The sequence below is a fragment of the Bacillus sp. CD3-5 genome, from assembly GCF_006349665.1.
Classification (GTDB): Bacteria; Bacillota; Bacilli; order Bacillales; family Bacillaceae_G; genus Bacillus_A; species Bacillus_A paranthracis.
Genome location: NZ_VEPX01000017.1, coordinates 35,565 through 51,698 on the forward strand (window position 1 = coordinate 35,565; position 16,134 = coordinate 51,698).

Consider the following 16,134-nt stretch of genomic DNA (forward strand, 5'->3'; position numbering starts at 1 on the left):
AGTAAGGGGAATGGGAGATGGATATATACTTATTAATCGTCACGTTACTTGCAATTGCGATTGTTATTTTAGGGGTATCATGGTGGAAGTGGCATGCATTTATTAGTTTAACAGTTGCGAGTTTATTTTTAGCTATCATGTCTGGATTGAATTTGACGAAAATAGTGACTGCCTATGAAACTGGCGTCGGTAGTGTACTAGGGCATTTAGTTGGTATTTTAGCTCTCGGTACAATTTTAGGAAAAATGATGTCCGATTCAGGGGCCGGCATGCAAGTGGCAGATTTCTTTATTCGATTTTTCGGTGTGAAGAAACTACCGTGGGCTATGTTATTTGCAGGATTTGTTATAGGGATTCCGGTATTTTTTGAAGTGGGGATTGTTATTTTATTACCACTCGTTATTTCCATCCGAAAAACGACGAAGCAAAATATATTATTAATTGCGTTACCTGTCATTGCTGGATTATCGATTGTTCACGGGCTCGTGCCTCCGCATCCAGGTGCGATGACAGCAATCGGTATTTATAACGCGAACTTAGGAAAGGTACTTTTATATTCATTACTTATCGCGCTACCAACGGCTATTATTGCAGGACCGATATTTGCAAAGTGGGTACATAAAAGGGTTATACCTGAAAATGAACCAGAGCTTATTCGAGTTACGACTGTATCAACTGATTTGCCGAGTCGTAAAGTTTCATTCTTTATTATATTACTGCCAGTAGTTTTGATGATTTTATCAGTCGTTGCACCATATATTTCATTACCGAAAAAGATGACTGAATTTTTTGTGTTTATTGGAAGTCCAGTAATCGCTTTACTAATTTCATGTTTTGCAGCATTTTATTTACTTGGCATGAGACAAGGTATTAATAAAAAGATGATTAAAAAATTAACGGATGAAAGCTTATTACCTGTCGGTTCCATTATTTTAATAATCGGTGCAGGCGGTGGATTTAAACAAATATTAATTGAAAGCGGCGTTGGAACAGCGATTGCGCAAATGGCAGAACATATATCGTTATCACCAATCGTATTAGCTTTCATGGTAGCTGGATTAATTCGAATCGCAACAGGTTCAGCAACAGTAGCATTAACGACAGCAGCAGGAATTGTTTCACCAGTTATTCAGCATATGTCAGGTGTAAATTTAGAATTGCTCGTTATAGTAACAGGCGCGGGATCATTAATGTTTTCTCACGTAAATGATGCAGGGTTCTGGCTTGTAAAAGAGTATTTAGGATTAACGGTGAAGGAAACGTTTAAAACGTGGACAGTGCTGGAGACATTGTTATCATTTATTGCATTTGGTTTTGCGCTTTTATTCAATATGTTTATTTAGAAGATACCTTAATTGGTATCTTTTTTTGATGAAGCCCAATTGCCAAAACAAGCCCGTTTTTAAGTAAGCCAAGCTTCCTATTCGCCCTGAAAACATACTATAAATGGAATCCCCTCATTTAGAGCAAGGTGAACTTGTTATGAATGATACTAAAGGAGGAATAGAGTAATGAGCGAAAAGTGTGAACACAGACATGATGATTGTAACCGCAGACATGGGTGCGGCGGCGGTTTTGCGCTTCTAATCGTATTGTTTATTTTATTAATCATCATCGGTGCTAGCTGCTTCGGCGGAGGCGGCGGTTGTGGTTATGGTGGTTACGGCGGTTATGCTGGCGGCTACGGTGGATATTGCTGCTAATTAAAAACTATTGAAAATGGCCTTGTGCGTATTGCACAAGGCCATTTTATTCATATTTTTATGTGCTGTGATAATTTATTAATGTACAGAGAGCGGATTAAGAAGAAGAAAATGATTTCGATAATCCCGAAAAAGGTGAGTACGATACATGTTTCTTTTAGTAATGAGAAAGAAAACATGCTTTGTAAAAACTTAACCGCAAATAACGTGTGAACACCAGCGACGATGTAAGGAACGAAAAATAAAATTCCTAATTGAATCGTTGCAGAGCGAAACATTTCTGATTCAGTTAAGCCAAGTTTTGTAATCGTAATATACTTTTGTCTTTCAGTTGTTAAGTCATTATACATACGGAAATATAAAACACTAGCCGCACCGATAAAGAAAATAAACCCGAGAAATGCCCAAATAAAGAATTGAGCAACTGCATTTCCTTTACCGTACATGAGTTCATCCGTAGCTGTATGAATGTAAAAAGGAATTTGAGCATGTTCTTCTTTGTTTTTTTCAAAGAAATCATTTGCATCATCACTAATCGTACGTAAAATGTTTTTCGTCGGAACGATTGCATTTTCCCAATTCTCTACGAAATAGTTATAAATTATAGTCGTTTCAATATGAGGAATCATATTATTAAATACATAATCTTGTAAGACAACTAAATGTGGGAATGCAAAGGATGGCTCGATCCCCTTATTAATAAACCCTTTAATATGAAATTCTTTTTTATTAGATCCAAGTGTAATCGTATTTTGTTTTGCAAATGGATTAGATACGAGATTGAGAAGTTCTGGTGAGTAGCGAGAAATAATATAAACTTGTGTAGAATCAAGTGTTATTTCCGGTCTTTTCAATTGTTTAGCAATTGCGTTATAATCACTCATCTTCATAAGCATAATATCTTCTTTTGAAGCTGTATCTTTTAATACTGTAAACTTATATTTTTTGTAATCGAAATTGCTATTTGTAAGCTCAGTTTCAATTGTAGTAATATGTTTTTGTTCAAGGGAATTGTCACCTTCTGATGTATAAGTGAAGGGGACTGGATACCGCTCTAGTACCGATGCTTTCGTATTATTATTAGCAGCAAATAATCCAATAATAATCGTAAATGCAAGTGCAGATAGCATAGAAACGATAAAGAGTACATTAATATTACTACGAGTACGAGCAACTAAGTCTGAAATCCATAACATATTTATTTGTTTCAAATAAAACTTTCTACGCTTCTTTAAAATATAGATGAAAAGAAGAAATGTTTGTGAAAAGAATAAATATGTCCCGACTATTACGAGCGGTACAATAGACAACATAATGAGAAAGACAGATCCATTTTGCACATTTTTTTCTGTTACATAGCCTTGCGGGTAACCAGCAATATAATAGCATAGCCCTAAACAAATTAAAGCGAATAAAGAAATGAGTATAGATGGCCGTTTTTCAGCTTTCATTTTTTTGTTACCTTTAATGAGTTGCGCCGTTTTACGAGTACGAATAAACATCGGCGTAAACGTAGAAACGATTAAAAATAAAATGATAAAGGTTACGGTTGTAACGATAATCGCCTCTGTTGGCCAATATAAATAGAGACCTTTGGCACTTGTTAATTTCGAAGTGACTAATAAGAAAAAGTTAGAAAATACTAGGCCACCTTGAATTCCGATAAAGATAGACAATATCCCAATTATCATGTTTTCGGTAAATAACAGTCTTTTTAATTGTCTCTGTGAAATACCGAGAATCGTGAGTATTCCGAATTGCTGCTTCCGAACATTTAAAAATGTTCCAATTGAATATAACAGAAAGAAGAACGAGAACATAACGATCACAAGCTGTGCTGTACTAGCTAAATTCATTAGAGGATCCCGATCTTGAAAGCTTTGTACATTTTGTAAGCGCGGATGATACGCGTACACAGTAAATGAAAAGAAAACCATGATAGAAAAAGCACTGCTTACAAAATAAGCGAAATATGCTTTAGAATTACGCGAGACATTTTTAAATGCAAATTGCCAAAATGTCATCCACGTCTTCCTCCTAGTAATGCTAAAACATCTAATATTTCTTGATAAAACTTCTCACGGTACAATCCGCGGTGCAGTTCGTTGTAAAGCTCTCCATCTTTAATGAAAATGACGCGGTTACAATAACTCGCTGCGAATGGATCGTGAGTAACCATTAAAATTGTTGCATCTTCTTCTTTGTTTAATTTTGTAAATAGCTCCATTACGTCAATTGCCGCTTTTGAATCTAAGTTTCCTGTTGGTTCATCGGCAAGTAGAAGTGACGGATGATGAATAACAGCACGTGCTACTGCGGTACGTTGTGCTTGTCCTCCAGAAACTTCAAAAATACGCTTGTCTAAAATATGATCAATGCCAAGCTTTTTTGAAATGTTATCAAGCTTTTCATCCATTTCTTTTAATGGAATATTATCTAATGTTAAAGGTAGTACGATATTTTCACCGATTGTTAGTGTATCTAATAGGTTAAAGTTTTGGAAAACAAAGCCTAACTCTTGTCGGCGGAAAATAGCTAACTTTTCCCTACGAAATGTGTGTGGTTTTTTTCCGTTAATAACGACATCACCAGAAGTAGGGGAATCAATTGTTGAGATAACATTTAAAAATGTAGATTTACCGCTACCAGATGGTCCCATGATAGCGACAAATTCACCTTTATCTACATGTAAATTTATATTTTTTAAAGCTGTATGAGGGACTTTTCCCTCATATACTTTTGAGACGTTTTTTATGTGTAATACTTCTTCCATAGTAATCACCTTTCTATCTTTTAAAACTTAATGTGTTGTGATAATTTTTGCATATAAAAGGAACGAATTAAAAGGAAAAATAAAATTTCAACTGTTCCAAAAATCATAAGTACGACTGTAATCTCAGCGAAGAACGAGAGATGTAAAACTTCTTGTAACATCTTTGTCGCGAACATCGTATGGATGGATGCCATAATGTAAGGCACGAAGAAAAGAATCGCAAGCTGAATTGTCGCTGAACGTTTCATTTCAGTTTCCGTTAAACCAATTTTCGTAATCGTTATATATTTTTCTTGCTCATTTGTTAAATCTGTATACATCCGGAAGTAAAGAACACTGCCAGCTCCGATAAAGAAAATAACACCTAAGAAAGTACCAATTAAGAAAAATGAAGCGACATTTAGTTTTGTTTTATATAGAGAATCGCTCGCTTCACTTGCATGGAAAGGCGGGTGCTCTGCTTGAATTGCTGCATTGTCGTTATGGATTTTTGTTATAAACGATGAACCGATATTATGTGCTTTTTCCCAATCTGTAACTTTGAAGTTATATACACTCATTTGCTTGGAAACGGTCGATAAGGCTTCTACATTTTCATCAGATAGTATAAGTAATTGGTATATTAAGCTGTTTGGGAATGGACTATAACTTTTATATTCTTTCACGTGTAGTTGTAAATTGTTTTGAGTAAGTGTAAGAGTATTTTTCTGTTCTTTATTGTGAAGTGTTCCAATAACTTGATCATCTAAGTCTTTCATAAGAATATAAGATTCATTCTTATTCACCGTGAGTTTTTCCCAATTTAATGCTTTAGCAAGTACATTATAGTCACTTTGTTTAATTGCGTAATAGAGTTGCGTATTATTTTCAGCTGAAGATACTTCATATATATCCGTTTTAAATTTTGTATAAGTAAAGTGTTCTTCATTAAACTTCTGCTCTAACCAGTTTAAATGCTCATCCGCTAACGTATTTTCAGTATGTGATAAATATGTAAAAGGAAAAGGGTTTTCCCTTATCGCATCAAACTTTGTAAATTTCCCAAAACCGTATAAGAATGTAATCATTGTAAAAGCGAGTGTTGATAGCATCGCTACAATAAAAAGCATGTTAATGTTTGTCCGAATACGTGATGCTAAATCAGAAATCCAAAGCATATTAATGCGTTTCATATAAAACGTTCTTCGCGCTTTTAATATACGAATGAGTAAAAAGCTAATTTGCGAGAAGAAAAAATATGTTCCAGCTGCAATAAGCGATGGGATGACAAATATACTAGAGACGGCATATAAAAGTCCAATGATATCACCTAGCGACAGAAAATATAATGGATTTGCGGCTAATGCATATCCAGATATTAAACATGTTGCACCAAATAGAGAGATGAGCACAGATGCTTTTCTTTCTTTTTGTTTTGTTCCTTCTTTTAAAAGACGTACAGCTTTTCTCGTACGAATGAGCATCGGTGTAAAAGATGATACGAGAATAAAGAGTCCGAGAAAGATGATGATAGTTAAAATAATGGCGCTTGTAGGCCAATATAAATATAAGCCAGGTACATGTGTAATCTTGGCGGTAACTAATAAAAAGAACTGTGAAAAGACAAGTCCAAGTTGAATGCCAAAAAATATAGAAAGAACACCAATTAACATGTTTTCTATAAATATGAGTCGTTTTAATTGTTTTTGAGAGATGCCAAGTACTGTTAAAATCCCAAATTGCTTTTTTCGTACTTTTAAGAAAGTACCGATTGAATATAGTAAAAAGAAAAATGAAAAGAATACGATGACAACTTCTGAAATTGTCATTAATATGTTCAGAGCATAATTTACGTCTGTCATATGCAATTTAGGATGAAATAAGTAAACTGCAAATGAGAAAAAAATAGCAATGGAAAACGCACTGCTTACAAAATAGGCGAAATAAGCTCTGGCGTTCCGCGAGACGTTTTTAAATGCAAACTGCCAAAATGTCATTCACCTAAACCTCCTAATATAATGAGCATGAAAAAGGAGGGAAGAGATCCCACCTTTTTTATGTAATAACCTTTTTAATGTGTATTAGTATATTGTGATAGCTTTTGCATATAAAGTGAACGAATGAATAAGAAAAATACGATTTCAACGAATCCAAAAATAATAAGAACGGCTGAAATTTCTTTGAACAACGATAAGCCAATTACATCTTGCAGCATTTTCGTTGCGAACATTGTATGAATGGATGCCATAATGTACGGAACGAAAAATAAAATACTAAGCTGAATGGTTGCAGATCGTTTCATCTCTTTATCTGTCACACCGATCTTAGAAATCGTTATATATTTCTCTTGTTCGTTCGTTAAATCGGTATACATTCTAAAATAAAGAACACTACCAGCACCAATGAAGAAAATAACTCCTAAAAATGTACCGATTAAGAAGTATGCAGCACTACCAGATGTTATTCTATATAACGATCCTGCTGATTCAAAGGATCGAATAAGAGGTCCTTCATACTGGAATTTGTTTCGATCTTTTTGCACTTTTTCTATAAAATTATCAGCAATCTCATACGTCTGTTCCCAGTTTTGAATTTTGTAATTATATGCTGATATATGCTTTACCGTGTTAGGTAAGTTGTTCACGACAATATCAGGCAATACGATCGTTTGATATGAAAAGTCAGATGGAATTGCACTGATATGTTCATAGCCTTTTACTTTTAATTTCGTATTTGTACTAGAGAGTGTAATGTAATCTCTTTTATAGCTTTGCTCAAATTCATTGAATATAGTGATATAAGACGTCCCCGTTAAAACATATGCTTCGTTATCATTTATAAATAGTTGTTTCATTCGTAAAGAATTCGCAAGCTTGTTATAGTCACTTTGCTTAATTGCGTATACATCATCATAAATAGCTACATCTTTATCTTCTTTTAGTGGTGTTTTATATATATCAGCTTTTATTTTCTTATAAGGAAAATGTTCTTTTTGTAATTGTTGCTCAAGCCAATTTAAATGCTCTGTAACAAAAGGATTCGCATCATAAGAAAAATAAGAAATTGGGAAAGGCGAAGTTCTATTAACGTCTAGCTTAATAAATTTTCCGAACCCATATAGGAACGTAATCATTGTGAAAGCGATAGTAGATAGCATTGCTACAATAAAAAGCATATTAATATTCGTTCGAATACGGTTTGCTAAATCAGAAATCCAAAGCATATTAATCTGTTTCATATAAAACTTTCTTCTTTTCTTTAAAATATAAATAAGTAAGAAACTAATTTGTGAAAAGAAGAAATATGTACCGATTGTAACGAGCGTTGGAATGACGAAAATACTTGAAACCATATATATAACACCTATTTGTGGGCTTACTGATACGAAATATTTAGGATTTCCAGCTAACGCATAGCCACCAAATAAACAAATCGCACCAAATAAAGAAATAAGTATGGACGGTTTTCTTTCTTTTCGTTTTTTACTATTTATTTTTAAAAGGTGTACCGCTTTTTTTGTACGAATGAGCATCGGTGTCAATGTAGATACAACGATAAAAAGACTAAGGAAGACGATTGTCGTTAAAATAAACGCGTTAATAGGCAAGTATAAATATATGCCCGGTACGTGCGTAATTTTTGCTGTCACTAATAAGAAAAATTGCGAGAAGACAAGTCCAAACTGCATGCCGAAAAAGATAGATAAAATACCGATTAACATATTTTCCATGAAGACGAGACGGTGTAATTGTTTTCTAGATATTCCTAAAACGGTCAAGACGCCGAATTGTTTTTTTCTAACTTTTAAAAAAGTACCAATGGAATATAGTAAAAAGAAGAAAGAGAAAAATACAATTACTACTTCTGAAAATATCATTAATCCTGAAATTTCAGAGACCATGCCAAATTTTTGTAATTTCGGATGGAATAAGTAAACAGCAAATGAAAAGAAAACGGCAATCGAAAAAGAACTACTTACAAAGTAAGCAAAATAAGCTCTCGAGTTGCGCGTGACGTTTTTAAATGCAAATTGCCAAAAGGTCATAAATTATACCTCCGGTTAGAAGATATAGAAGTAGTTTTATTGCAAAAAATGTATGAGAGTGAGTTCTCATACATTTTGCTTGCATATGTTACGATCATGCTTCGGTCACCTTCTCCGTATGTTCTGATTGATTATTTGCAGCGTTGTGGAAGATGATTTTAATCGTCGTTCCTTTCCCAACTTCAGAATCTAGTTTGACAGAGTGACCTAAATAATCACAAATTTTACTTACGATATAAAGTCCCATACCAGTAGATTCTCCGAATGTACGACCATTTTTCCCAGTGTAAAACGGTTCGAATACTCGTCGAATATCTTCTTGCGGGATACCAACACCTTCATCACGAACTTCTAAAATAATATCTTTTCCGTTTCGATAAGCGGATAAGAATACTTTCTTTCCGCGCTCACCAGAGTAACGAACGGCATTTGTCATTAACTGATAGATGATAAATTTTAGCCATTTCGCATCAGAAGCAACCTGTAAATCAGAATGAACTTCTAAAACAGGGAAGACTCCGTTTCGGATAAATAGTTCTTTTAATCCATTAATGTTTTTCGTTACCGTATCTTTTAATGAAATCGTCTCAACATGGAAGTCTTCATGGAAGTTATTTAACCTAGCCATGTATAAAGCCATATCAAGCCCTTGGTTTAGACGCTCTAATTCTTTTTTAAACTTTGGAATTAAATGTTCGTCTTCCATTTCTAGCACCATAAGCTGCATAACAGAAACAGGTGTCTTCATTTGATGTACCCAATGGTTAATGAATAATTGATGTTCTTGTTGTTTTACTTCATACGATTGTAGTTCTTTTTGGAAGAGGCGGTACTGCGTACGCACGAGTTCATTGACACCGTGAGGCATTGGAGCAGTCGCTCTTTCAATAAACGCATCTTCCATTTTTTCTGGTTGCTCACTTAATCTATGGTACATTCTACGATTGCGGACGTAACGGTAAGCGAGGAAACAAATAAATAAGTATAAACTTAAAACGACGAAGTAAAATTTATTATTTTGAAATCCATCTACTGCATCATAAAGAACGAAGATGATACCGAAGTTTAATATGTACAGTAGAAAAAATGCAAAATGATCACGTAAAAATAGCTTCATGCTTATTCACTCCAAGTTGCGTTAAAACGATACCCAAGTCCGCGCACTGTTTCAATAGCATTTTCAATACCAAGCTCATTGAACTTTTTACGAAGACGCGTAATGTTTACGTTTAATGTGTTTTCTTCAACGAAGCTCTCGTCATCCCAAAGGGCAGCTAGTAAATCTTCACGGCTCGCTGTACGAGGGAATTTAGATAATAACATTTCTGCTAAAATAGCTTCTTTCTTCGTTAAAAGAACTTGCTCAGATCTGAAGTGAATTTCAGGACGTTCTGGGAATAGTTTTAAACCTTCTACTTCAACGATACGTTCAGAAATATTTGGCGCATAATCACCGTAAATACGGCGTAATTGACCTTTAATTTTTGCCATTACAACGTCATAGTGGAATGGTTTTGTAATATAATCATCCGCACCGCTTTCAATCGCCATAATTTGTTCCATCTCACCAGCACGAGCTGAAATGAAAATAATTGGACAAGTAGATTCATGACGAATTTGGCGGCACCAGTAGAACCCATCGAATTTCGGTAAGTTTACATCAAGTAACACAAGATGTGGTTTCACTGCGTTAAACGATTCCATAATATCATCGAAATTCTCCGCAACAACAGCCTCATAGCCATACTTTTGAATGTGAGATTGCAGTAATGATGAAATATTTGGATCGTCTTCAACGATTAAAATTTTATACATATGTATATTCCTCCTAAAAAAACAATTGTAGCTATAGTGTATCATGTGTTTCAAGTCTTTTCATTATGTTGAAAGATAAGCTAGTAAACAGTATAGGTCAAAAGCGTGAAAAGTAAAAAGGGCCTCGTATATAATTGACAATCAACTGAAATCATTTTAACATTTAGATAAATATCTAAATGTCTAATTATCGAAAGGAAGAAAGACATTGAATCAAGCGTTCAAAGCATTAGCAGATCCAACAAGGCGAAAAATTTTGGAATTATTAAAAGAAGGTGATCTAACCGCTGGTGAAATCGCTGAACATTTCAATATGACAAAACCAAGTATTTCACACCACTTAAACGCACTTAAAAATGCTGAACTTATTCAAGATGAAAAGAAAGGCCAATTCGTTGTGTACTCTTTAAACACAACTGTCTTTCAAGATTTGTTAACTTGGGTGTTTACGTTTACGAATAAGGGGGAAGAGGGGAAATGAGAAAACATGTATTTCCGTTATTATTAATTGCTTTAACGATTATTGCATGGTGCGTTGCTTGGCCGAATTTACCAGAAGAAGTTCCGAGTCACTGGAATGTTTCGGGTGAAGTAGATGGACATATGTCTAAAATGGGAGGTATGATTTTTGATGTGGCAATTATGGTTTTTATATATGCTTTATTGACTGTATTGCCTAAGATAGATCCGAAGTATAAGAATTATGATAAGTTTTCTAAGGGGTATAATGTAATAAATTATAGTGTATTAATCTTATTATTTTTAGTAAATATCATTGGAATTGGAGCTGGATTAGGCTATGACATTCCAATGAATAGTACACCGCATATTCTTGTTGGTCTTTTATTTATAGTTATAGGCAACTATTTACCACAATGTAAACCGAATTATTTTGTAGGCATAAAAACACCGTGGACGTTAAGTAACGAAGAAGTATGGAGAAAGACACACCGTTTTAGCGGAAAAGTGTTTGTTGTATTAGGGGTTATTATGATTTTAAGTATTTTTGCCCCCGTAGCGTGGAAAGGTTTCCTAATCATTGGAATTATTGTCGGGGCAGTAGGATTAACGATGGGATATTCATATGTTGCTTATAAAAAAGAAATAGGGGCCTAATAAAAAAATATGGGGAAGAGAGGATGAAAAGACACGTATTACCATGGAGTTTAATTAGTGGCATTGTAATTGGATGGTATATTGTATGGCCATATTTACCAGAACAAATTCCACGCCATTATAATGCAGCAGGAGTAGTAGATGGATATTTTTCTAAAATAGAAGCAAGTTCATTCTCGATAGGTAGTATGGTAGTGCTCTATATGATATGGCTAGTTTTTGGATTCATAAAAGATAAGTCTATACAGCAATCCAAAGTTCTTTCAGCGATTAATTATGCTATTCTCTTTATCGGATTTGGATGTAACATATTTGCACTATTAGCAGCGTCTAATTATATTGCATCGGGCTCAATTGCATTTAATTTTGGACTTGGAACATTGTTTCTTGTATTAGGTAATTACATGCAACAAACGAAGCCGAACGGGTTAGTAGGCATTCGAATGGACTGGACATTAGAAAATCCTGTAGTTTGGAGAAAAACACATAGATTTGCTTCGAGGGTATTTGTAATAGGTTCACTTTGTATATATGCCGGGGCTTTGCTTCCAGATCCATTTAATATTTTTATGGGGATTGGAATTATATTAATATGTATTATCGTATCAACAATAAAGTCATATAGCATTTATAAAGAAGAGTTGAAAATGTAAATAAAGCTGCTTTTCCTTTTAGGGAAGAGCAGCTTTGTTTTTTTTTATCACTTCTTCAAAACCGGTATCCAAATTTCACTTTTAAATTTTGGAGAGGATGTATCTTTCTGTTCATTCCACAATATCTCCGGTCCTTCCGCTAGTTCATAGTTCGAAGAAGGGAACCATTCAGAATAAATACGTCCCCATACATTTTGTAGTGCATCAGGAAATGGACCGACAGCTTCGAATATAGCCCATGTTGAAGCAGCAACTTCAAGTTGTTTAAACTGCTCTGGACAATCCTTTGTTGTGGCTACGCCAATATAGTGATCAAGTTCTCCTTTTTCTTCCATTCTTCCTTCAGAAAAGTTAGTAGAAGCACTAATAATTCCAGTAGGTTCCATATTTGAAAGGGACTTTAAAGTTTGAATGACATCTGGATTTAAACTTTTCCACATAGAAGCAATTTCTTCATTTACACCGTTAAATACAATCGGTATGCGTTTTGTAATACCTATAATTCGAAATGACTCTTTTTCTTCAATTCGATAATTCATTTCATTTCCTCCTTGGATGGATAATTGGAAGGTCATTGGTGAATAGGCTTTTAAGGAATGATTACTATTTCGGGCCTCTGAAGGTGTTATGCCGTGCAAGTTCTGAAAGGCACGCGCAAAAGAATCTGGTGAGTTGTACCCATATTTGATAGCTACATCAATGACTTTTGCATCGCTATTTTTTAGTTCAAAAGCAGCGAGAGTAAGACGTCTACAACGAATATATTCTGATAGTGATATGCCAGCTAGAAAAGAAAACATTCTTTTGAAATGATATTCCGAGCAGTAAGCTAGCTTCGCAACTTCTTTAAAATTAATTTCATTTGTTAGGTTGTTTTCAATATAGCGCATTGCAGCATTCATATTTTTAAGTGAATCCATATGATGACCTCCTCTGTACATAGAATAGCAGGAACGAAATAGCTCCACCCGACATTTCGTGCACAACTTTGTAGGGTACATTTTGTACCTTACAAAATTGTAATGTTCCTGTAAGGAGAATGAATGGATGGCATGATATCCCAATGTTATAGTAACAAAGTACTTTGATTCATTACGTTAACTTTTTGATGTCTTTACTTATGTGCCTTACATAACTGTCATGTTTGTGTAAGAAACATCGATAGTGGCAAGAGTAGAGAATGTATATAGTGAAAATAGAGAATAGATGAAATGAGGGATGTCGAGATGAAAACAGTGTTAGAAGCAAAAAATATTGAAAAAGTATATGACACAGGTGGTAATAAATTTGCAGCGTTAAAAGGTATTAACTTACAAGTAAAAGAAGGTGAGTTCGTTGGAATTATGGGACCTTCTGGTTCTGGTAAGACGACTTTACTAAACGTTCTTTCTACAATTGATAATGCGACGAACGGTGAAATTTTAATTGATGGAAAAGATATCGTGAAAATGAATGATGATAAGTTAGCGTTATTCCGCCGCGATCATTTAGGTTTCATCTTCCAAGATTATAACTTATTAGATACGTTAACTGTAAAAGAGAACATTGCGTTACCTCTTGCGTTATCAAAAGTGAAAGCGAGTGAGATTGATCGCCGCGTTCTTGAAATTTCAAAGAAATTCGGTATTGATCATATTTTAAGTCAGTTCCCATATCAAGTATCAGGCGGACAGAAGCAGCGCTGTGCGGCATCACGTGCAATCGTTACAAACCCAAGTATGATTTTCGGGGACGAGCCAACCGGAGCGCTTGATTCGAAATCAGCAACAGATTTACTTGAAAGTATGAAGTCGTTAAATGAGTATGATAACTCTACAATTTTAATGGTAACGCACGATGCATTTGCGGCAAGTTATTGTAAACGAGTTATTTTCATTAAAGATGGTGAGTTATATAAAGAATTGCACCGCGGCGAGTTAACGCGTAAACAGTTCTTCCAACAAGTCGTTGATGTAATGTCTTCTATTTCCGGAGGTATGGCTGATGACCTTATCTAGCATTGCCCTCCGCAACATACAGCGGAACTTTAAAGACTACTTTGTATATTTTGCATCTATGATTTTTAGTATCGTTATTTACTTTACATTTAAAGCACTGCAATATAATTCACAAATGGAAAAAGCAGCGGAAGCTTCTAAAAAAATTAGCGGGGCATTCCAAGTTTCCAGTGTGATGCTTATTATTTTCGTAGCGGTGTTTATTATATATTCGAACGGTTTCTTTACAAGAAAACGTAAAAAAGAAGTTGGACTTTATTCCTTATTAGGTATTCGTAAAAGACAAATTGGTAAAATGCTCTTTTATGAAAATATGTTAATGGGATTAATGTCATTAGTAATCGGGATTGCGATTGGTAGTGTCCTTTCAAAATTATTCCTTGAGTTATTAGTAAATATGATGGGATTAAATTTAAACGTTCATTTTGAAGTACCGATGGCTGCCATTATTGATACAGCACTTATTTTCTTTGTGATTATTTTGTATACATCACTTCAAGGATATCGCTTAATTTATCGATTCAAGCTAATTGAACTTTTCCGTGCAGAACGTGAAGGAGAAACAATGCCAAAAGGATCTGTCATTATGGCATTCATTTCAGTTTTCTTAATCGGTTCAGGTTATTTCTTAGCATTAATGTTCATGAAGGCAGTTAAATATGCAGACTTTATGGCAGTTGCACTTTATATTTTACTAGCAACAGTATTAGGTACGTACTTACTATTTATGTTCTTTACAGTATTCGTATTGAAACGTGCAAGAGCGAATAAATCATCGTTTTATAACGGTATGAATATGGTAACGACGTCACAGCTACTATATCGTATTAAAGGAAATGCAAAGTCACTTGCGACAATTTCTATTTTAAGCGCGGTAACATTAACGGCAGTTGGTACATCAGTTACGATGTATTACAACACATTTACACAGTCAAAAGCAGTTGCACCTTACAGTTACTCTTATGAGAAAAAAGATGCAGAGCTTGATAAGAAAGTAAATGCGATTTTTGCAGAAGAGAAGAAAGATCACCCGATCAAAGATCAATTTGAAATTGAGACAGTTCCTGTAAAAGGGAAGTTTGAAGGAGACAAAGTTGAGTTCATTCTGAATATGAATTACACGATTTCAGAGAAATATCAGTTAATGTCTCAGTCGGAATTTAATAAACTTGCTAAGAAAATCGACGCAGAAACAGTGAATGTAGCTGCTGGTGAAGCATTTATATATGATAGTTCGTATATGGAAGGGCATGAGTTTAGTCCACAATATAAAGGAAACAAAGCAGTATTCCAAATTGGAAACGAAACGAAGCAATTAAAAATCCAAGATGCAAATGACGTTGCGATTACAAATTTAGATGAATTAGTTGTTGTCGTTTCAGATGAAATGTATGAACAAGCGAAACAAGCATTTGGAACACGCGTTGTAAAAAATATTGATGTAAAAGATGAAAAAGATAGTAAAGTGTTAACAGAAAAATTAATAAAAGTGATGCCAGCTAGTGAATCAGAAATGGTACTATCATTTAGAGATTTCTACACTGGTTTCCATATGGGGCTTGAAGGAACAGGACTAATGATGTTTATTGGAATGTTCTTAGGTCTTGTATTCTTACTAGCAACAGGTTCTATCATTTACTTTAAACAATTAACAGAAGCAAATGCTGATCGTGAGCGTTATGTTGTACTTCACAAAATAGGGGTCACAAAACAAGAAATGAAAAAAGCTATTGCCAAACAAGTAAGCTTTATCTTTGCAATTCCGTTAGTAATCGGAATCCTGCACAGCTTGTTTGCACTAAAAGGTTTAGGGAACATACTACCATTTGAAATTATGATTCCGCTTCTAATTAGTATCGGAGTATACGGCGCGATTTATATTGGATATTACTTCTTAACGGTTCGTTCTTATTATAAGATTGTGAGTGCGAAGTAATAAAGGGGCAGCTATCGCTATAGGCGATAGCTGTTTTTTATTCTTCATAAAATCTTAAGAAATCTCCTCAATTTTTATTAAGAAACGATAGTTATACTTAGAAACAAGTTAAAAACT

At 34.5% G+C, this 16,134-nt stretch carries 14 protein-coding genes; 7 read left to right on the forward strand and 7 right to left on the reverse strand.

The genetic code is table 11. The annotated features are described in order from the left end of the window. Window positions 1–17 precede the first annotated feature (17 nt). Window positions 18–1,343, forward strand: coding sequence for a gluconate permease GntP (gene gntP, locus FH036_RS23625; RefSeq protein WP_139896303.1), 1,326 nt, complete (start codon window positions 18–20; stop codon window positions 1,341–1,343). 168 nt (window positions 1,344–1,511) lie between these two features. Beyond that, a complete protein-coding gene (locus FH036_RS23630) occupies window positions 1,512–1,703 on the forward strand; it encodes a YjcZ family sporulation protein (RefSeq protein WP_001290392.1) in 192 nt (63 codons plus the stop codon). Window positions 1,704–1,753: 50 nt separating this feature from the next. On the opposite strand, the gene FH036_RS23635 is transcribed toward FH036_RS23630, so the two are convergent. The 6 genes from FH036_RS23635 to FH036_RS23660 form a co-directional block, all read right to left on the reverse strand. Then, window positions 1,754–3,727 (reverse strand): FtsX-like permease family protein, encoded by a 1,974-nt coding sequence (locus FH036_RS23635; RefSeq protein ID WP_139896304.1) that lies wholly within the window; start codon window positions 3,725–3,727, stop codon window positions 1,754–1,756. Then, entirely contained in the window at window positions 3,724–4,476 is a 753-nt protein-coding gene (locus FH036_RS23640) for an ABC transporter ATP-binding protein (RefSeq protein WP_000393249.1), read from the reverse strand. Before FH036_RS23640 ends, FH036_RS23635 begins: the two co-directional genes overlap by 4 nt. Window positions 4,477–4,496: 20 nt before the next feature. Further along, a complete protein-coding gene (locus FH036_RS23645; RefSeq protein WP_000144899.1) occupies window positions 4,497–6,452 on the reverse strand; it encodes an ABC transporter permease in 1,956 nt (651 codons plus the stop codon). A 74-nt stretch (window positions 6,453–6,526) separates the two neighbouring features. Beyond that, window positions 6,527–8,500 carry an FtsX-like permease family protein gene (locus FH036_RS23650; protein ID WP_000145041.1) on the reverse strand — a complete coding sequence of 658 codons (1,974 nt, stop codon included), beginning with the start codon at window positions 8,498–8,500 and terminating at the stop codon, window positions 6,527–6,529. 94 nt (window positions 8,501–8,594) lie between these two features. Beyond that, the gene (locus tag FH036_RS23655) at window positions 8,595–9,617 is read right to left on the reverse strand and encodes a sensor histidine kinase (protein ID WP_000765332.1); all 1,023 of its coding nucleotides are present in this window, start codon (window positions 9,615–9,617) and stop codon (window positions 8,595–8,597) included. Between the two features lie 2 nt (window positions 9,618–9,619). Next, entirely contained in the window at window positions 9,620–10,315 is a 696-nt protein-coding gene (locus FH036_RS23660) for a response regulator transcription factor (protein ID WP_139896305.1), read from the reverse strand. Between the two features lie 208 nt (window positions 10,316–10,523). On the opposite strand from FH036_RS23660, the gene FH036_RS23665 reads away from it, so the two are divergent. From FH036_RS23665 to FH036_RS23675, 3 genes are read left to right on the forward strand one after another with little or no spacing between them, the layout of a single operon-like run. Beyond that, entirely contained in the window at window positions 10,524–10,796 is a 273-nt protein-coding gene (locus FH036_RS23665) for an autorepressor SdpR family transcription factor (protein ID WP_001070541.1), read from the forward strand. Continuing rightward, window positions 10,793–11,431: an SdpI family protein gene (locus FH036_RS23670; RefSeq protein ID WP_001225596.1), complete on the forward strand. Its 639-nt coding sequence runs from the start codon at window positions 10,793–10,795 to the stop codon at window positions 11,429–11,431. Before FH036_RS23665 ends, FH036_RS23670 begins: the two co-directional genes overlap by 4 nt. A gap of 23 nt (window positions 11,432–11,454) precedes the next feature. Then, window positions 11,455–12,084, forward strand: a complete 630-nt coding sequence (locus FH036_RS23675) for an SdpI family protein (protein WP_044793618.1) — start codon at window positions 11,455–11,457, stop codon at window positions 12,082–12,084. Between the two features lie 47 nt (window positions 12,085–12,131). Here FH036_RS23675 and FH036_RS23680 read toward each other — a convergent pair whose 3' ends face one another. Beyond that, on the reverse strand, window positions 12,132–13,004 hold the full coding sequence (locus tag FH036_RS23680; protein WP_139896306.1) for an AraC family transcriptional regulator: 873 nt from the start codon (window positions 13,002–13,004) through the stop codon (window positions 12,132–12,134). A 306-nt stretch (window positions 13,005–13,310) separates the two neighbouring features. Here FH036_RS23680 and FH036_RS23685 point away from each other — a divergent pair, with 306 nt between their 5' ends. Both FH036_RS23685 and FH036_RS23690 read left to right on the forward strand, forming a co-directional pair. Then, window positions 13,311–14,081, forward strand: a complete 771-nt coding sequence (locus FH036_RS23685) for an ABC transporter ATP-binding protein (protein WP_000859654.1) — start codon at window positions 13,311–13,313, stop codon at window positions 14,079–14,081. Further along, window positions 14,068–16,017, forward strand: a complete 1,950-nt coding sequence (locus FH036_RS23690; protein ID WP_139896307.1) for an ABC transporter permease — start codon at window positions 14,068–14,070, stop codon at window positions 16,015–16,017. Before FH036_RS23685 ends, FH036_RS23690 begins: the two co-directional genes overlap by 14 nt. Window positions 16,018–16,134: the final 117 nt, after the last annotated feature.